Annotated in this window: 17 protein-coding genes and 1 pseudogene; 7 read left to right on the forward strand and 11 right to left on the reverse strand. The window is 68.7% G+C overall.

What is annotated here, in order from left to right:
• Window positions 1-1105, forward strand: a 1105-nt coding sequence (locus MBELCI_RS21090; protein ID WP_052512757.1) for a pyocin knob domain-containing protein, incomplete at its 5' end; no start/stop codon positions are given.
• Here MBELCI_RS21090 and MBELCI_RS15685 read toward each other — a convergent pair.
• From MBELCI_RS15685 to MBELCI_RS19550, 3 genes are all read right to left on the reverse strand, one after another.
• Entirely contained in the window at window positions 1102-2238 is a 1137-nt protein-coding gene (locus tag MBELCI_RS15685) for a polysaccharide biosynthesis/export family protein (protein WP_021695224.1), read from the reverse strand. The two genes, MBELCI_RS21090 and MBELCI_RS15685, sit on opposite strands and share 4 nt — an antisense overlap.
• A gap of 75 nt (window positions 2239-2313) precedes the next feature.
• Window positions 2314-2805, reverse strand: coding sequence for a metal-dependent hydrolase (locus tag MBELCI_RS15690; protein ID WP_235047667.1), 492 nt, complete (start codon window positions 2803-2805; stop codon window positions 2314-2316).
• A gap of 80 nt (window positions 2806-2885) precedes the next feature.
• On the reverse strand, window positions 2886-3587 hold the full coding sequence (locus MBELCI_RS19550) for a lysozyme inhibitor LprI family protein (RefSeq protein WP_021695226.1): 702 nt from the start codon (window positions 3585-3587) through the stop codon (window positions 2886-2888).
• 134 nt (window positions 3588-3721) lie between these two features.
• Between MBELCI_RS19550 and MBELCI_RS15700 the strand changes: the two genes are divergently transcribed.
• The 3 genes from MBELCI_RS15700 (at window position 3722) to MBELCI_RS15710 (ending at window position 6323) form a co-directional block, all read left to right on the forward strand.
• On the forward strand, window positions 3722-5125 hold the full coding sequence (locus tag MBELCI_RS15700; RefSeq protein WP_021695228.1) for a phosphomannomutase: 1404 nt from the start codon (window positions 3722-3724) through the stop codon (window positions 5123-5125).
• Between the two features lie 96 nt (window positions 5126-5221).
• Window positions 5222-5689, forward strand: a complete 468-nt coding sequence (gene queF / locus MBELCI_RS15705; RefSeq protein ID WP_021695229.1) for a preQ(1) synthase — start codon at window positions 5222-5224, stop codon at window positions 5687-5689.
• Between the two features lie 235 nt (window positions 5690-5924).
• Window positions 5925-6323: a DUF2934 domain-containing protein gene (locus MBELCI_RS15710; protein WP_021695230.1), complete on the forward strand. Its 399-nt coding sequence runs from the start codon at window positions 5925-5927 to the stop codon at window positions 6321-6323.
• Window positions 6324-6385: 62 nt separating this feature from the next.
• On the opposite strand, the gene MBELCI_RS21965 is transcribed toward MBELCI_RS15710, so the two are convergent.
• From MBELCI_RS21965 to MBELCI_RS15720, 3 genes and pseudogenes are all read right to left on the reverse strand, one after another.
• Complete coding sequence (locus tag MBELCI_RS21965; RefSeq protein ID WP_021695231.1) at window positions 6386-6652, reverse strand: hypothetical protein; 267 nt, start codon at window positions 6650-6652, stop codon at window positions 6386-6388.
• Between the two features lie 5 nt (window positions 6653-6657).
• Window positions 6658-7347, reverse strand: a complete 690-nt coding sequence (locus tag MBELCI_RS21970) for a ParB/RepB/Spo0J family partition protein (RefSeq protein WP_021695232.1) — start codon at window positions 7345-7347, stop codon at window positions 6658-6660.
• Window positions 7348-7490: 143 nt separating this feature from the next.
• Window positions 7491-8785: pseudogene (locus MBELCI_RS15720) on the reverse strand (AAA family ATPase).
• Between the two features lie 520 nt (window positions 8786-9305).
• On the opposite strand from MBELCI_RS15720, the gene MBELCI_RS15725 reads away from it, so the two are divergent.
• On the forward strand, window positions 9306-9992 hold the full coding sequence (locus tag MBELCI_RS15725) for a hypothetical protein (RefSeq protein ID WP_021695234.1): 687 nt from the start codon (window positions 9306-9308) through the stop codon (window positions 9990-9992).
• 3 nt (window positions 9993-9995) lie between these two features.
• On the opposite strand, the gene MBELCI_RS15730 is transcribed toward MBELCI_RS15725, so the two are convergent.
• Entirely contained in the window at window positions 9996-10331 is a 336-nt protein-coding gene (locus MBELCI_RS15730) for a hypothetical protein (protein ID WP_021695235.1), read from the reverse strand.
• Window positions 10332-10387: 56 nt separating this feature from the next.
• Window positions 10388-11614: a cytochrome P450 gene (locus MBELCI_RS15735; protein ID WP_021695236.1), complete on the reverse strand. Its 1227-nt coding sequence runs from the start codon at window positions 11612-11614 to the stop codon at window positions 10388-10390.
• 150 nt (window positions 11615-11764) lie between these two features.
• Here MBELCI_RS15735 and MBELCI_RS15740 point away from each other — a divergent pair, with 150 nt between their 5' ends.
• Complete coding sequence (locus MBELCI_RS15740; protein ID WP_021695237.1) at window positions 11765-14056, forward strand: FdhF/YdeP family oxidoreductase; 2292 nt, start codon at window positions 11765-11767, stop codon at window positions 14054-14056.
• A gap of 18 nt (window positions 14057-14074) precedes the next feature.
• Here the strand turns inward: MBELCI_RS15740 and MBELCI_RS15745 are convergent, their stop codons facing one another.
• Together MBELCI_RS15745 and MBELCI_RS15750 are read right to left on the reverse strand one after the other, a co-directional pair.
• Window positions 14075-14800: a metallophosphoesterase gene (locus MBELCI_RS15745; RefSeq protein WP_021695238.1), complete on the reverse strand. Its 726-nt coding sequence runs from the start codon at window positions 14798-14800 to the stop codon at window positions 14075-14077.
• Window positions 14801-14868: 68 nt separating this feature from the next.
• Entirely contained in the window at window positions 14869-15144 is a 276-nt protein-coding gene (locus tag MBELCI_RS15750) for a hypothetical protein (protein ID WP_021695239.1), read from the reverse strand.
• A 155-nt stretch (window positions 15145-15299) separates the two neighbouring features.
• On the opposite strand from MBELCI_RS15750, the gene purU reads away from it, so the two are divergent.
• Window positions 15300-16157 carry a formyltetrahydrofolate deformylase gene (gene purU, locus MBELCI_RS15755; protein ID WP_021695240.1) on the forward strand — a complete coding sequence of 286 codons (858 nt, stop codon included), beginning with the start codon at window positions 15300-15302 and terminating at the stop codon, window positions 16155-16157.
• Between the two features lie 12 nt (window positions 16158-16169).
• On the opposite strand, the gene MBELCI_RS19555 is transcribed toward purU, so the two are convergent.
• Window positions 16170-17060 (reverse strand): AI-2E family transporter (locus MBELCI_RS19555; RefSeq protein WP_081698623.1); only part of this gene is annotated, 891 nt, incomplete at its 5' end.

Genomic DNA, 17060 nt, shown 5'->3' on the forward strand with positions numbered 1-17060 from the left:
TGGCTGTTCGAGACCCCCCCTGCCCGGCTGGCGCGCGCATTGCCTCGCCGAGGACGAGGATCTGCTTTTTGGCGCGCAGGGCTGGCAGGGCCGGTCCGAGCGCGGTGCCCGGGCCGCGCATCTCGGCCTCAACGCCGAGGCCGACGCCACCGACCGGCTCACAATCTCGGCGGCCTCCACCCTGCTGACCCACGAGGGCGCGGGGCACCGGCTCAAGATCAACCGCGCAGGCGGCGGCGATACCGCATCGATGCTGTTCCAGACCGGCTATGCGGGCGGGGCCGAGATGGGCCTCGCGGGTGAGGCGGATTTCTCGATCAAGACCAGCGCCGACGGCGCGGGCTGGACCACGGCGCTGCGGCTTTCGGCGGCGGATGGGCGCGCGTCGGGGGCGGCGGTGCAGTCTGACCCGCTCGACGCGACGCCGGGGCGGCTTCTGACGGTAGGGGCGTTCGGCCTCGGGGCCGTGGCGGCCCCGGCGATCACCGATGCCGACGCCGCTCTCACCGGCGGCAGCTTCGCGATCGCCATGCCCAGCCCCGGCACGCCTGCCGGGGTCACCGGGCCGGGGCTGCTGTGGGTCGCCGCACTCGGCCCCGACGAGGCGACGCAGCGCCTGCATGAGACCGCGACGGGCCGCGTCTGGCGGCGGTGCCGCGCGGGCGGGATCTGGCAGGGATGGCGGCGCGAGATCGGGCAGGCCGACCTTCTGGGGCCGGTCTCGCTGTCGGGCGGCCTGCCGGGCGGCGCGGTGTTCGAAACCGGCGAGACCGCCGCCTCGGGCCGTTACCTGCGCCTCGCCGACGGCACCCAGATCGCGCAACTCGACGCGGCGCTCTTCGCCCAGGCCTCGCCCGATCGGCTCGAACATGTCTGGAGCTTTCCGGCCCCCTTCGCCCAAAGCCCGCAGGTCACGGCCACCCTGCCCGGCGCGGAGGCCGATTTCGCAGGGCTGGCTCCGGGCGACATCGGCCCCCTGATGCAGGAGACCGGCGCCGCCTCGGCCGCGCTCAGGCTGCCGCGCGCCGCCGGGGCCGCGGGTTTCGCGGGGCCTGCGCGGATCGCCAATGTCAGGCTTCTGGCCGTGGGCCGCTGGAGCGTCTAGAAGTTCACGCCGACCCGGCTGGCGAGCCCGAGGCTCGTGCCGAGAAGGCCGAAGATCGTCTGCGCCGAGGTCACCGGGCTTTCGGTGGCATAGACCAGATCGCCGGGCAGGATCTCGAACTCCCCGGCGCTGAACAGCCCGTCGGCCGAGGTCAGGTCGATGGTGAAGACGACGCGGGCATGGTCCGGGCCGGCCGGCCCCGGCGTCACCATCTTCGGCGCATAGCGGCGCAGCACGAGGATGCCGCCGGGGTCGGCGCGGCTGTCGGCCACGCCGCCGATGATCGCCATCGCCTCGAGCGCGTCGAGCCTGTCTTCGGTGAAGTAATGCACGCTCTCGCTGCCCGCCGCGCCAAGCGACAGGAACTTGCGGTCATCCGCCTCGATATGCACCTTGTCGCCACCCTTGAGGGTGGTGTCGAGCCGGGGGTTGTCGAGCAGCCGCTCGACCGAGGTGCCATAGAGCCGCCCGTCGCGGGTCAGCCGGATCTGCGGGTTGCGCAATGCGTTCGACACGCCGCCGCCCTCGGCGATGAGCCCCAGAACCGTGAAGTCGCTGTCGGGCAGAGGATAGCTGCCGGGACTGGCCACGCCCGACACGAGGCTCACGGTGTTCTGGCGCCCCTCGCTGAATTCGAGCTGGACCTGCGCCGAGGGCGTCACCTCGACATACTCCGCCTCGATCCGGTCGCGCGCCGTCTCCGGGCTCATGCCCGAGACCTTGACCGGGCCGACATAGGGCAGGAACACCGTGCCGCCCGCGCCGACGCGCTGCTGCGGCAGCGCCACGAAGCGCTGGCCCGGCGTGGTCAAAAGGCCGTTCTCCTCGGTGCTCCAGATCGTGATGTCGATGCTGTCGCCCGGCGCGATGATCCGCGTGTTGGGCTGATCCACCCGGTCGATCCACGAATGCCCCGTGCCGCCATTGCCCGGCCACGCGGCATAGACCGGCAGCAAGGCGCGGGTCACCGGGGCCACGGTGAAATCGCGGGCCGCCGGATCGTCGGCCACCTGCGTCTGCAGGATCTCGCTGCGCAGCGCGGCGCCGCGCGGCAGGTTGCTGCAGCCGGACGCAAGAAGGACGAGCCCGAGAAGGGCAGGCCCGATGAGGACGCGAGAACGCAGTTGTGCCATGAAGGGTCCGGTGCCTGCCTTGTTTTGCGTCAACCTATCCCAGCGCCGCCTGCAAGGAAACACCGCCTCGCCCGCTCAGATCAGATCCCATCCCGACTGCACCGCGAAAAGCGCCATCCACGGCAGGATCACGAGGTTTTCCAAGGGGCCGTTCACCTTGACCAGCCGCAGCCCGGTCTTGGCCTCGGTCAGCGGCCACAGCAGCGGCACGCCCGCGCCGCGCCAGCCAAAGCGCGGCCCCTGCCCGAAGCTGATCGCATCCGCCGCCAGATGGGTGATGATTCCCGCCCCCAAGGCCAGCGCCACGGGCGGCGAGACGGCCCAGACCGGAGCCATCACGAGCCCGGTGAAGAGCAGCGAATGCGTGCCGCCCCGATGCCCGAAGATCGAGAACACCAGCTTGGAGACCGGCCAGAAGCGGCGGCCGAGCTTGCTATAGGGGGTATCGAGATCGGGCAGGATCGACCCCAGAAGCGCCGCCGCCATGATCGGCAGGCCGAGCGCGGGGATCGACGCTGCCAGATGCACCCCCGCCACGGCCCCAAACGCCAGATGTGTGCGTCCCATCATCGCCGCCGATTCGCCTTTCGTTCCGGTTTCGCCCCCCGATGGACGAGACCGGCGTCGAAGGCCAGCGCCGCGCCGCGTCAGCGCGCGGCTTCGGGCAGGAAATCGTAATAGAAGATGTCGCTGTCGATGAAACGGTAGAGGGCGGCGACGCCCTCGGGACGGGCGACCTCGAAACCGCGCCCCCGTTCCCGCACTTGGCGCAGCACGGCCTCGACGCCCGCCTCGCTCGCACGGCCCCAGATGCCGTCGATCGGCCCCGCCAGGAGCCCCGCGTCGCGCAACCGGCCCTGCACGTTGCGCCGACGATACTCGGGCATCGCGACAAACCCGTCTTGGAGTGCTTGTGAACGCCGCTGCGCGGGGCTCGGAGCCTCGGCCTGCGCGGAAGGGGCCGGTTGGACAGAAGGCGCCGGCTGGGCGGGCGGGACCACCTGCGGCGAGGCCGCGGCCCGGGTCTCGGCGCGAAAGATGCCGATGCTGGTCAGGAGCTGACGCTCGATGCAGGCGGTGTCGCCCTCGCAGGCCTGACGCCGTTCGAGCTGAATGTCGGCGATGCGGCGCGCTCTGGCCTCGCCGATCCCCGTCACGAGATCCTCATAGACCGCGACCATGTTCCGTTCGAGATCCGCAAGATCCGGATCGGCGCAGATCGCCCGTTCGGTCGCGGTGCGCGCGGCGCCGCAATCGAACGAGGGCTGCGCCCCTGCCGGGCCGCTCGACAGCGCGAGCGCCGGGGCCAATGCCGCGGCGAACAGGGTGAAACGCGTGGCGGAGGTCATGATCGTGCTCCTTGCTGCATCCTTTGGCGTCACAAGCGCCGACAGGCGCGCGCTGTTCCGCCCGGCCATGATTGCTGCGTCGGGGTGCGGGTGGCATAGTCCGCCGCGAACCTCCCATCACGAACAGGACGACAATGCCCCCCAAATTCGGAACAAGCGGTTTGCGCGGTCTGGTGACAGAGCTCACCGACGAACTGGTCCATGCCCATATCCGGGCCTTCCTCGCCGCCTGCCCGCATGGCGGCACGGTCCATGTCGGGCGCGACCTGCGCGACAGCTCGCCGCGCATCGCGGCCACGGTGATCGAGGCGATCCGCGGTGCCGGTCTGGGCGCGGTCGATTGCGGCGCGGTGCCGACGCCGGCGCTCGCCATGGCGGCGATGGCGCGCGGCCATGCGGCGGTGATGGTGACCGGAAGCCATATCCCCGCCGACCGCAACGGCCTCAAGTTCTACATTCCCTCGGGTGAGATCGCCAAGCCCGACGAAACGGCGATCCTCGAAGCGCTCAAGACCGGCGGCGCGCCCGACGCGCCCCAAGGCCCGCTTGAGCAGGACCCCGACTGCGCCGCGCGCTACGTCGCGCGCTATGTCGATGGCTTCGGCGCGCAGGCGCTCTCGGGCCTGCGGATCGGCGTCTACGAGCACAGCAGCGTCGCGCGCGACAGCCTCGGCGACGTCATCGCCGGTCTGGGCGGCACCGTGGTGCGCATCGCGCGCTCCGAGACGTTCATCCCCGTCGACACCGAGGCCGTCGATCCCGACACGCGCGCCGCGCTCGCGGGCTGGGCCGCCGAGCACGAGCTTGACGCAATCGTGTCGACCGATGGCGACGCCGACCGGCCCATGGTGACCGATGCCAAGGGCGCGATGATCCCCGGCGACGTGCTCGGCCCGATCACCGCGCGCCTTCTGGGGGCGCGGATCGTGGTGACGCCGGTGTCGTCCAACACGCTGGTCGACGCCATGGAGGGCTTCGAGGTGCGGCGCACCAAGATCGGCTCGCCCTTCGTGATCGCCGGGATGGAGGCCGCTTTGGCCGAAGACGCCTCGGCGGCGGTGGTCGGCTACGAGGCCAATGGCGGCTTCCTGCTCGGCTTTGCCGCAAATGGCCCCGAGGGCGTGATCGCGCCGCTGATGACCCGCGACGCGGTGCTGCCGATCGTGGCGCCCCTGGCGGCGGCACGGGACGATGGCCGGGGCCTCGCCGAAATGGCGGCAGGTCTGCCACCGCGCTTCACCGCCGCCGACCGGCTGCAGGAGGTCCCGTCCGAGCGGTCGATGGCGCTGATCGAACGGCTTCGGGCCGAGCCCGCCGCCCGGGCCGAGTTCTTCGACACCGGCAGCGCCGAAGAGGCGATCGACGAGACCGACGGTCTGCGCGTGACCTTCGCCAATGGCGACATCGTGCATCTGCGCCCCTCGGGCAACGCGCCCGAATGCCGCCTCTATGCCGAGGCCGACAGCCCCGAGCGGGCGCAGGCGCTGCTCTCGGGCCATCTCGACCGGCTGGGCGCGCGGCTGCGCGACGCTGCCTGAGCCACGCGCGGGGCCTTGCCCGGCCCCGCGTCCCCCGGCATTAGGCGGATCGCCCCCCTGCCCCCACATGCGGGGCATGACAGCAGGAGATCCCCCATGTCCGACAAATCCATCTATGACGGCCTGACCATGCTCGGCGGCGCGACGGTGCAGCCGCAAACGCCCGAGGAGGCGGTGCTCGAGCGGGTGCCCAACCCGCAATCCGACGTCGATTACGCGGTGCGCTTCACCGCGCCCGAATTCACGTCGCTCTGCCCGCTCACCGGGCAGCCCGACTTCGCGCATCTGGTGCTCGACTACGTGCCCGGCGACTGGCTGGTCGAGAGCAAGTCGCTCAAGCTGTTCCTGACGAGCTTTCGCAACCATGGTGCGTTCCACGAGGATTGCACCGTCTCGATCGCTCGGCGGCTGGTCGACACGCTGTCGCCGCGTTGGCTGCGGCTCGGTGGCTACTGGTATCCGCGCGGCGGGATTCCGATCGACGTGTTCTACCAGACCGGCGAGCCGCCCAAGGGCGTCTGGATCCCCGATGCGGGCGTGCCGGGCTATCGCGGCCGAGGGTGACATTCTAGGTACGCTATCGCACAAAGCTGACGTTGCGTAAGGAGCCACTGGCATTCCTACGCCTGTCGGGCGACGCTTATTCTGCGGATGCGAGAGAGGCCGGATCATCCCGGCCACTCCGATCCGCCCGGACCGCCTTCGGGCCGGGACGGTCGAGATGTTCCAGCCCCAAGCGCGCACGATGCGCGGACATGGCGGCACGATAGAATTAGAGCCTGCGAAGGAGACAGAGACCATGGCTGACGATCGCGAGGAGCGGATCCGCAAGCGCGCCCATGAGATGTGGGAGCGCGACGGTTTTCCCGAAGGTCAGGATCAGGCGCATTGGCACGACGCCGCGCGCGAGATCGACGCCGAGATCGCCTCGGAGTCGGGTGAGACCCCCGAATATGCGGAGACGCCCGAGACCCTGGCCGCCAAGCCCGAAGCCGACATTCACGGCGGTGACGAGGGCGGCGCCGGTCTGGGCGGAGCCGATGTGACGGGGGCCGAGGGCGGGGCCAAGGCCAAGCCGACCCGCGCCAAGTCACCGCGCAAGAGCGCGAAGGCCGACGCCAAGCCCGCCGCGAAGTCCACCAAGACCACGACGCGCAAGCCGCGCGTCAAAAAAGGCGACGCGAGCGGCGCGTCCTAGACCTTCGCGCTGGTGCCAGCGCCGAGGACGGCAGGCCGGTTCCCGCGGGGAACCGGCCTTTTTCATTTCGCATCGAGCGCGTCGAAGAATGCCTCGAAGGCCTGCTGCAGCCGCGCCCGGTCCAGCGCCGAGAAATCCCGCGCCAGCCGCAATTCGACCCGGCCATCCGAGGCAGCGATCCGCGCCTCGCCCTCAGGCCGGGGCAGCCGGAGCATCGTCTTCGACACCGATTTGGGCCGCGGCTTCACGATCTTGGGCGCGCGATGCACGAAGTCCTTGAGCACCGCCACCTCCGCCTCGGCGTCGCGGTCGGGCGCGCGCCCCAGCATGCCGATCAGCTCATCCCCCAAGAGCGGGTCGCGTCGATGATCTTGAACAGCTCAAGTCCAAGGGCCCGCGGGATCGTCTCGGGATGGCGGATCTTGCCCTTGGCGCGCTCCAGCACGCGGGTAAAGCTGCGGATATAGCTGCGCTTTTGCTTGAGCGCCGAGGCGTAGAGTTCGGACACGGCGTCATGCGGTTTGATCCCGGTATGCTGCGCATAGTTCAGGGCCAGCTGCGCCATTTCGCCGAACGAGATATCCTTTCGCACGAGGTTCTCGTCGACCATCTTGCGATAGAGATCGCGCACCGGTTCCCCGCGGGGAACCATCGCGGCTGGGATCCGGGCATAGCGTTGGTCGCCAGTCTGCTCGAGCAATTCGCGGAACGCCGAGAGGCGACGAAACCCTTGGATCAACTCATAGCCCCCCTGCCCGTCCTGCTCCACGCGGATCGGGTTCGACAGACCGATGTCCTGAATCGAGACCTTCAACTCCTCAAGCTCGGGGTCCCGACCCTTGCCCCGGTCGCGCACCAGTTTCGAGGTGCGCACCGCGTCGATCGCGATCAGGTCGGTGATCAGACCGAGCTTCTTGAGCCGCACATGCTCATGCGCCAATTCGTCGTTTTCGGCGCGGATCGCCGCCTCGGCCTCGGCCCGACCACGCGCGGCATCCGCGGTTTCGGTGATCGCCGAGGCCATCGGTCCGCGCCGCGTCGGCGGCGTCGGGGCGGCCGGCGGGGCCGGTTCCGGCTCGCGGTTCCCCGCGGGGAACGCTCGGCGCCGCGGGCTCGGGCACGTCGGGGGTGAAGTCGATGTCGAAAACGCTGCGCTTCTTGGCCATCTCAGTCCTCCAGCTTGTCCCACGCCGCCACGAGGGTGGCACGGAATTCGTCATAGGCGCGATCGAAAGAGGCGCGGGCACGCCGCCATGTCTCGCGGGTCATGTTGCGATAGTCGATCTCGTAGACCGAACTCAGGAACCGTCCCGACTGCTCCACCGCGCGGGTCATCTCGATCGGATGCTCCGCCACATGTGGGCCAAAGACCTTGTGAAAGGCCTGCTGCATCGCGCGGTGCAGATCGTTGTTCGGCTCGAACCGGGTGAGCAGGAAGCGGATCTCGGAGAAGTGCTTCTCGGGCTCGGTCCCCGCCGGCACCGCACCCCGGAACCGCCCCAGATCTTCGAGCGCCTCGGCCAGCTGACCGATGAAGGAGGTGGTGCTGTCATACTCCCAGTAGCCGGGGCCGGACGGGATATAGAGCACGTCGGCGGCGAAGACCGCGTTCATCGACTGGTAGCCGATCGCGGGCGGGCAGTCGAAGATCACAATGTCATAGGCGTCGGCGGGCAGGTGATCGAGGTAGCGGTCCACGGCGGCGAAGAACGACCATTCGGGATTGAGGTGCCGGTACTGCGCGCTCGCGAACTCGACGAAGGCGGCGTTGGCGCAGGACGGCACGAGATCGATGGTCGGCCACGAGGTCGGCTTGATGAAGTCGGTGACGCGCAGATCGTCGAGGCCCATGCCGGTGACCGAAGGCGGCAGCTTGCGCTCGGGCAGGGCGGCACCGGACTCGGCGCCGCGACCGGCGGCGTTCATCCGCTCGGTCTCGCGGATCAGATCGCGCGCCATGATGCCCCAGACCGTGTACTCCTCGGCCACGTCCGACAGCCCCATCGAATGCGACAGCGTCGCCTGCGGATCGAAGTCGACGCAGAGCACCCGGTAGCCGTCGAGCGCCGCGGCATGGGCGAAGTGCAGCGCCACGGTCGACTTGCCGGCGCCGCCTTGAAGTTAGCGACGGCGGCGCGGATCGCGCGCTTGCCCGATGGGCGGGGCGGCAGCATCGGCTTGTTCTTGTGGCGCAGCCTGCGGCGCAGCTCGTTGATCTCCTCGAGGCTGTACCAGCGCTGGCGGCCATCCTCCTCGACGAGGCCCTGGGGCAGCGACGGGTCGGCGGCGAGGCGGCCGCGGAAGGTCGAGGGGTTCAGCCCGAGGATCAGCTCCGCCACCTCCCAGCTCGAGAAGCGGCGCAGGCTCTTCTCGCTCTCGGGCGAAAAGGTCTGCTGCCGGATGAAGCCCTGCATCTTGAGCGACTGCGACTGCAGCCGGGCCAGGTCGGTGTGTGTGAACATGCGGTGTCTGCCCTCCGGTTCCCGCGGGGAACCGAAACCGGAGACCGAGGGAACGCTAATTCTTGCGATGTCCTGATCTACGACGCATTTGTGGAACATGAAAAGCCATTTATGCTGAGGAAGGAGATTTTGCAGAAACCGTGCGATCCCCAATGCCACAAGGGGCTTTGCGATTCGCGCCATAGTCCCCGCTGGGCCCGGTCCCCGCCGCAGCCGCATCCGAAAGTAGGGGGACAGGCTGGATCGGCAGAACGGCCTTTGGGGGGACATTTCCCGCCCATGGGAGGACAGCGTGCATGTCCCCCAATACCAATATATACCGATTTCCGAACGGAAATAGGGCAGGTCGCAATCCCGATCCGGGACTCGGCTTGACAGAATCGAGTTTCCGGACGCAAATCAGGTCAAGTTGGGGAAAGGCGTTGCAAAGACAGGCCGACCCAGGGGATATCGGATCACACCGATGTTCGATCGAGGCAGTGAAGCGACGACCCCTCGCGGGTGACAGACAGGGCGTGCCATGTTGTTGACGAAGCCCGTAGGCCGGGGTGCGGCGGCTCGCAAATACGATATCCTCACCGCTCTTGGCGCGCATGCGCTGGGGCAGGGGAGGGGCGAGCAGGTGCTGGCGCTGCGGCTCGTGACGCTGATCACCGCGCGCTACAACTGGGGCCGCGACGAGCTCGCCGTCGGGCAGCGCGAGATCGCCCGGCTGTGGTCGGTCGACGAGCGGACCGTCAAGCGCGAGATGGCCAAGCTGCGGGGCAGGGGCTGGCTCGAGCTGAGCCGGGCGGCGGCGCGCGGACGGGTCGCGGAATATCGCCTCGGGATCGAGCGGGTGTTGGCGGACACGCGACCGGGCTGGGAAAAGGTCGGGCCGGATTTCGCGCACCGTGTCGAGGGCGATGACAGCGACGGCAAGGTCGTGCCGCTGCCGCTGCGCGGCGAGGTGGCGCCGCCCGACCTGTCGGCGGGCACGGAATGGGCGCTAGCGCAGGCCGTGCTGCATGCCGAGGCGCCGGGGCTCTATGCGTCATGGATGCGCGCATTGACCCGTGCCGGGCGCGCGGGCGGCCGGCTGACCCTTGCCGCGCCGTCGCGCTTTCACGCGGCCTATGTGCAGACGCATCTCACCGCGCGGCTGCTCGATGCCTGCCGCGCCGTGGATGATGCGGTGGACGAGGTGGTGGTGATCACCGCGTCCTGAGGTCTAGACCAGAAGCGCGATGACCGTCAGCACCACCGCCGTCCCGACCGTCACCGCGATCAGGATGGTGCGATTGCTCGCCTCGCGCGAGGTGTGGCTTGCCGACATGCTGTCGGGTCGCGTCGCCTCGGCCCCCTTCGGCGCGTCCTTGCGGGCGGGGTTTGCGGTCTCGGCGGCTTGGGCGCGTTCGACCTGCGCTTCGGTGTTGGGGAAGCCCGAGGCTTCGTCGTCGGTCCCCAGCGGCGAAGCCGCCGCGTCGGGGTAGCCCTTCTTGTCGCCGGCCTCGCCCTCGTCGATGTCGTGACGGAGGCGATCGGCGGTATGCGGTGTCTCGGCCATGGCGTGGCTCCTTTGAGATGTCGAAACTCAAACCGAAGCCGGGGCGGGGCGGTTCCTCAGAGGCGCAGCCGCATCCCCGAGGCGGGCCATGGCGGGATCGTGCGGCGCGGGATCGACAGGTCCTGCGGCGGGGTTTCGAATTGGGCCTCATGAAGCAGCGCCGTCGCCTCGGACAAAAGGGCTTGGGTCAGCATTTCGCCCGGACAGCGATGCCCCTCGCGCATGAGCCCGCCGCCCTGCGGCACGAAGCCGCCCTCGACCGGGGTCCCGGCAAGATGGCGAGACGGGTCGAAGCGCTCGGGTTTGGTCCAAGCCGCGGGATGGCGATTGGTGCCGTGGAGGTCGAGCAACACCCAGTCATCCCTGTCAAAGCGATGACCCGCAAGCGAGAAGGGCTTCTGCACCCGGCCGCCGATCAGCGGGAAGAACGGGTAAAGGCGGCGGACTTCGTCGCCCCAGGCCCGCAGCATGGCCTCGTCGGTGGTGAGGCTTGCGCGCGCCTCGGGTTCGGTCGCCATGGCATGGGCGGAAAAGGCGATGAAGCGGCCCACGGCCACGATCGGGCGCAGCAGGTTCAGTAACTCGACCGCCGCCACGTCGCGGGGCAGGGCGAGGCCATCTGGATCGCGGTGATATGCGAGCGCCGCCAGAGGCGTGCCGGGGGGTGGCGCACCGGCACGCGCGGCGCGGATCTGTTCGCGTGCCCAGGCTTCGGAGCGGCGGCGCAAGGCGCGGGCGCGCCAATGGCCGGGGCCGATCTTTGCCGCGCCCCGGACCATCGCGCTCAGCTCTTCTTCGCGTTGACCGGGCGCGTTGTCGGCGGGATCGATGCCGCACCAGCGCAGCGCGGTCCGGGTCAGGATCGGCCCGATCTCGCGCGACAGTGTCACCTCACGTCCGCTCCACGTCCGTGCGGTGGCCCGCCATTCCTCGCGCAGGAGGCGACGGGCGAAGTCGAGGCTCTCTTGCGACATCAGGTCGAGAAACAGCGCGCGGCGGTTGAGATGCTCGGCCCCGTCGAGGGTCTGGACCGACCCCTTGTCCTGCAGCAGCGCGAGGACCTGCGCGGGCATTGCGCCGCGCCGGGTCAGCCGTCCGGGGACGTAGAAGGCGCGCGCGGCCTCCGGGCCGCGCAGGCAAGTGACGGGACGCAGCATCAGCCGCGTGCAAAACCCGTCCGTGCCAAGCCTGTCGCAACGGCGCGAGACGAAATCGTAGCCTTCGCGCAGCAGCGACAGCGTGCTGTCGGGGGCGCGAAGTCGGGGGAGGCTCTCGATATCCATGACGGTCGAAACGGGCCGGGCGATACCGGGGTTCCGTACCGAGAGAGCGATGCGCGGAACCGCGCCCCTCGGGTCACAGTTGACCGCCGGGACACGTGCGAACCCCGGTGGCACCGGGGCAGGGGCGCGAGAGACGCGAAAGGACCGATCATGACCGACCGCAAGGAAACCCATCAGCGCGAGGACCTGCCGCATTACGACCACCCCTCGGGCGGCTGGGGATCGCTCAAGAGCGTGGCCAAGCATATGGGTCAGGAACGTCCTTCGGCAGGGGTAATGGAAACCCTGATGCGCCAGAACAAGCCCGGCGGCCACATGTGCACCTCCTGCGCCTGGACCAAGCCGCCGAACCCACATATCGCCGAATTCTGCGAGAACGGGGCCAAGGCGACGCTGTGGGATCTGACGCGCGACCGCTGCGGCCCCGATTTCTTCGCCCGTCACACGGTGAGCGAGCTGCGCACATGGCCTGATTACGATCTCGAGATCGAGGGGCGGCTGACGCATCCGATGCGCTACGATCCGGTTTCGGACAAATATGTCGAAGCAACGTGGGACGAGGCGTTCTCGGCGATCGGCGCGAAGCTGCGCGAGATCCGTGCCAAGGACCCCAAATCGGTCGTGTTCTACGCGTCGGGACGCGCAAGCCTCGAGACCTCGTATCTCTACGCGCTGCTGGCCCGGCTTTATGGCAACAACAACCTGCCCGACAGCTCCAACATGTGCCATGAGACCACCAGCGTCGGGCTCAAGAACGTGACCGGCAGCTCGGTCGGAACCTGCGTGCTGTCGGATTTCGATCATTGCGACATGATCCTGTTCTTCGGCCAGAACACCGGCACCAACAGCCCGCGCTTTCTGCATCCTCTGCGGGCCGCCAAGAAACGTGGATGTCAAATCGTCACGTTCAACCCGGTGCGCGAGGCCGGTCTCGTCACCTTCCGCGACCCGCAGAACCCGGTCGAGATGCTGGGCGGCAAAGAGACGGTGATCTCCGATCGCTACCTGCAGCTCAAGCCCGGCGGCGACGTCGCGGTGCTGGCTGGCCTGTGCAAGCGCGTGTTCGAGGTCGATGACGAGCAGGGCGGCGGCGTGATCGACCGCCAGTTCGTGGCGCAGCACACCTCGGGCTGGCCCGAGTTCGAGGCGAAGATCCGCGAGATCGACTGGGCCGATATCGAACGGGTCTCGGGGCTCAGGCACGAGGACATCGTCGAGGTCGGCGAGATGTACTGCAACTCCGAAAAGGTGATCGGCATCTATGGCATGGGGCTGACGCAACACGTGCATGGCAGCCTCAACATCGCGATGTATGTCAACCTGCTGCTGATGCGCGGCAACATTGGCCGCGAGGGCGCGGGCATCTCGCCGGTGCGCGGCCACTCCAACGTGCAGGGCCAGCGCACCGTCGGCATCTCGGAAAAGCCCGAGCTGGTGCCGCTCGACAAGATCGACGAGCTGTTCGGCTTCAAGAGCCCGCGCGATGAGGGCACCACCACGGTCGATGCCGTGAAGGGCATCCTCGACGGCTCGATCAAGGGCTTCGTGAGCTTGGGCGGCAACTTTGCCCGCGCGATCCCCGATCAGGGCCGGGCCGATCCGGCATGGCAGGATCTGGAGATCAACGTGCAGATCGCGACCAAGCTCAACCGCAGCCACACGCTGGTGGGCAAGGAGGCGTGGCTGCTGCCTTGCCTCGTGCGCTCGGAGCTCGACATGCAGGCGACGGGGCCACAGGCGGTGTCGATGGAGGACAGCCTGTCGATGATCCATGGCAGCGAAGGCAAGCGCGAGCCCGCCTCGAAGATGCTCCGCTCCGAGCCCTTCATCGTCGCCGGCATCGCCAAGGCGACGCTCGATCCGAACCCTAAGGTGAAATGGGACGACTGGGTCGGGGATTATGCCCTCGTGCGCGACCTGATCGAGGAGACCTATCCCGACAAGTTCACCGACTTCAACGCGCGGCTGTTCACGGCGGGCGGCTTCTACAAGGGCAACCCCGCGCGCGAGCGGACTTGGAAGACCGAGACCGGCAAGGCGATCTTCACCGCGCCCAAGACGCTTTCGGCGCTGGGGCAGGTGCCGGACAAGGACAGCTACACCCTTGTCACCGTGCGCTCGAACGACCAGTTCAACACCACGATCTACGGCTTCAACGACCGGCTGCGCGGGCTCAAGACCGATCGGCACGTGGTGATGATGAACCCCGAGATGATCGCCAAGGCCGGTCTGACCGAGGGGCAGGAGGTAACGCTCTCCTGCGCGGTCGATGATGGCGAGACGCGCGAGGTTGGCGGGCTCAGGGTCGTGCCTTATGATCTGCCCGACGACACGGTTCTCGCCTATTATCCCGAGACCAACCCGCTGGTGCCGCTCGACTACCATGACGAGCTGTCGAAGACCCCGGCCTACAAGGGGGTGCCGGTGCGCATCCGCGCCTGACCGACGCGCCGGGGCGGGTCAGGGTTCGGTCACGAACTCCACCGTCCCGGCGGCGATGCGCGCAGCGCTGAGACGGCCGGTGAGCCATGCGCCGGTGTCGATCGCGATGCGGCCCTGATGGCAGTTGGGTTCGTCTTGCACGACATGGCCATGCACCACCCACAGCCCGTCCCGGCGGGGGTGCCGGGCAAAGGCGGAATGCCCCCAGAGCAGATCGGCGCGTTCCTGAAACTCGGGCTTTCTGTTCGGGTCGAGACCGGCATGCGCGGCCACGACATTGCCGCTGCGCCACATCGCGGGAAGGCCGCGCAGCCACGGCAGCATCGGGCCGAGCGCGCGGTGCAGATCTTGGGCCGAGCGCTCGAACGCATGAGGGTCGGGCGGGTCGATGCCAAAGCTTTGCAACGTCTCGGCGCCGCCATTGCGCAACCAGCGTTTCGCCCGCAAGGCGGGCGCGTCGAGGAAATCGAGCATCATCTCCTCATGATTGCCCGAAAGGCAGATCACCCTGAGATCCGACAACCCGTACATCAAGCGGAGCACCCGGGCGCTGTCGGGGCCTCGGTCGATCATGTCACCCAAGAGCACGACCGGACCCCTGACGGGGCGTCGCAGCAACCTGTCGAGCAGCGCCTCCAACAGATCGGCGCGGCCATGGACGTCTCCGATGGCGAGGAAGGGATCGTCAGGGGCCGGAGGCGCGCCGCGAAAGCGGGGCCCGGTCAGAGCGAGAAGCGGCTTCATGCTCTCTGAAATATCGTGCGCGGGTGCGGGAGGCCAGTCTCGGGCATCCCGCACCCCGGAGGATATGATCAGCTGTTGCGGGAAACCAGCTTGTTGAACCGGCTTGCGGCACCGTCCTTGGCGCTGTCCTGATGCAGGAAGGCCAGCTCGCTCTCCTCGAAGGTGGCGAACCAGTCGTCCCAGTCGATCCGCTCCAGCCCGTCGGCCTGCGGCTCGAAGTCGATCCTGAGGATGCCGTCGCCGTCGCTGTCGCCGGTGTCGCGCACCCGCGCCGGGTGGCCACCGCGCGCTTCGACCCATTCGCGGATCTGGTCGTGATCGGTCGTCGTCCTGCTGTCGCTCATCTCGTGCTCCTATCGGAAACCTCTGCGCCTCAACGCGCCGGCGCGACGCGGGTTTCCGCGCGGGGATGTCGCCAAACCGCGTCGGAGCGGCGCGGGCGTGCTGGCATCCCGGGGCAGGGCGGGCGAGAACCGGGCAAGCCAAGACGGGACACGCCATGACCACCCATATCCTCACGCTCACCTGCCGCAACCGCCCCGGCATCGTCGCCGCCGTCGCCACGGCGCTGGCCGAGACAGGCGGCGACATCACCGAGGCGCGGCAGTTCGACGACACGCTCACCGGCACCTTCTTCATGCGCGTGGCGTTCCGCCTGCCGCAGGAGATCGGCGGTGATGGCGGGTTCCGCGCCAAGATGGACGGCATCGGCACCGCCTTCGGGATGCAGTGGACGCTGAGCCCGCAGGACTACCGCCAGAAGGTGCTGATCCTCGTGTCGAAGTTCGACCATTGCCTGTCGGACCTGCTCTACCGGCAGCGCATCGGCGAAATGCCGATGGATCTCGTGGCGGTGGCGGGCAACCATCCCGAAAGCGCGCTGTCGGTGCGCCTGCCCGAGGACGTGCCCTATCACCACCTGCCGATCACCCGCGAGACCAAGCCGCAGCAGGAGGCCGAGATCCGCGCGCTGGTCGAGGAGACCGGGGCCGAGCTGGTGGTGCTGGCGCGCTACATGCAGATTCTGTCGGACGAGATGTCGGCGTGGCTCTCGGGGCGCTGCATCAATATCCACCACTCCTTCCTGCCCGGCTTCAAGGGGGCCAAGCCCTATCATCAGGCCCATGCGCGCGGCGTGAAGATGATCGGCGCCACGGCGCATTACGTGACCGAGGATCTCGACGAGGGGCCGATCATTTCGCAGGACGTGGAGCATGTGACCCATGCCGACACGCCCGACGATCTCGTGGCCAAGGGCCGCGACATCGAGAGGCGGGTGCTGGCGCGGGCCGTGGCGCTGCATCTCGACCGGCGGGTGCTCGTCAATGGCAGCCGCACGGTGGTGTTCGGCAAGTAGGACCGATCCGTTTCAGTCCGGCGCGCGGGCCTCGCCCGGCGCGCCGAGCTGCGCGTCGATGCCGTCGTAATCGGTCTCGTCCGACAGGGCGAGGGCGACCCAGCGCAGCGCCGGCACATGGGCGCAAGCCACCATCACCACCATGGTGATCGGCACCGCGAGGATCGCCCCCGCGACCCCCCAGACCCAGCCCCAGAACAGCAGCGACGACAGGATCACCAGCGCCGAGATCGACAGGTGACGGCCCTGCACGCGCGGATCGATGTAGTTGCCCATCACCTGTTCGATCATCAGGATGCCCGCGCCGATCAGCACGGCGGTCCAAGGATCGCGCGTGGCAAAGGCATAGAGCACCGGCAGCACGCCCGAGATCAGCGAGCCGATCGAGGGCACGAAGTTGAACACGAAGGTCAGCAGCGCCCAGACCAGAAGAAGGTCGATCCCGAAGATCCAGAGCCAGCCCACGTAAAGGAGGGCAGTGAGCACCCCGAGCACGAAGCGCACCGCGAGGTAGCGCCGCGTCTTGGAGGCGATCAGCGCGACGGCGCTCTCCACCTCTTCGCGACGGTCGGGCCGCAGCATCGCGCAGAGCTTGTCATGCCAGCGCGGCGCCTCCGACAGCATCAGGAGCGTCAGGAAGAAGATCAGCACCAGCGCCAGCGCGATGCCCGAGATCGTCGAGACCACGGCGGTGGCGATGCCCGAGGCCCGCTCCATCAGCGTGCCGCCGAGACCGCCGCCGCCCGCGAGGCCACGGATCTGCTCGATCAGCCCTGTCGCCGATCCGCCGCCGCCTTGAGCGGGATCGGGGGCGTCGGCGGGGTTGAGGCCCGCGCCGGGCGTCGCCTGGATCGCGCTTTCGACCGCGGCACCCGTGGCCCCCGCCGCCGCGTCCCCGGCGGC

The organism is Limimaricola cinnabarinus LL-001, assembly GCF_000466965.1.
GTDB classification, from domain to species: domain Bacteria; phylum Pseudomonadota; class Alphaproteobacteria; order Rhodobacterales; family Rhodobacteraceae; genus Limimaricola; species Limimaricola cinnabarinus.

Coding starts and splice junctions, on each gene's coding strand:
- MBELCI_RS15690 (WP_235047667.1), bottom strand. CDS start 2,805: ATGGGACGCACACATCTGGCGTTTGGGGCCGTGGCGGGGGTGCATCTG.
- MBELCI_RS15725 (WP_021695234.1), top strand. CDS start 9,306: ATGTTGTTGACGAAGCCCGTAGGCCGGGGTGCGGCGGCTCGCAAATAC.
- MBELCI_RS15700 (WP_021695228.1), top strand. CDS start 3,722: ATGCCCCCCAAATTCGGAACAAGCGGTTTGCGCGGTCTGGTGACAGAG.
- MBELCI_RS15740 (WP_021695237.1), top strand. CDS start 11,765: ATGACCGACCGCAAGGAAACCCATCAGCGCGAGGACCTGCCGCATTAC.
- MBELCI_RS21970 (WP_021695232.1), bottom strand. CDS start 7,347: ATGGCCTCGGCGATCACCGAAACCGCGGATGCCGCGCGTGGTCGGGCC.
- MBELCI_RS15735 (WP_021695236.1), bottom strand. CDS start 11,614: ATGGATATCGAGAGCCTCCCCCGACTTCGCGCCCCCGACAGCACGCTG.
- MBELCI_RS19550 (WP_021695226.1), bottom strand. CDS start 3,587: ATGACCTCCGCCACGCGTTTCACCCTGTTCGCCGCGGCATTGGCCCCG.
- purU (WP_021695240.1), top strand. CDS start 15,300: ATGACCACCCATATCCTCACGCTCACCTGCCGCAACCGCCCCGGCATC.
- MBELCI_RS15685 (WP_021695224.1), bottom strand. CDS start 2,238: ATGGCACAACTGCGTTCTCGCGTCCTCATCGGGCCTGCCCTTCTCGGG.
- MBELCI_RS15730 (WP_021695235.1), bottom strand. CDS start 10,331: ATGGCCGAGACACCGCATACCGCCGATCGCCTCCGTCACGACATCGAC.
- queF (WP_021695229.1), top strand. CDS start 5,222: ATGTCCGACAAATCCATCTATGACGGCCTGACCATGCTCGGCGGCGCG.
- MBELCI_RS15745 (WP_021695238.1), bottom strand. CDS start 14,800: ATGAAGCCGCTTCTCGCTCTGACCGGGCCCCGCTTTCGCGGCGCGCCT.
- MBELCI_RS15710 (WP_021695230.1), top strand. CDS start 5,925: ATGGCTGACGATCGCGAGGAGCGGATCCGCAAGCGCGCCCATGAGATG.
- MBELCI_RS21965 (WP_021695231.1), bottom strand. CDS start 6,652: ATGCTGGGGCGCGCGCCCGACCGCGACGCCGAGGCGGAGGTGGCGGTG.
- MBELCI_RS15750 (WP_021695239.1), bottom strand. CDS start 15,144: ATGAGCGACAGCAGGACGACGACCGATCACGACCAGATCCGCGAATGG.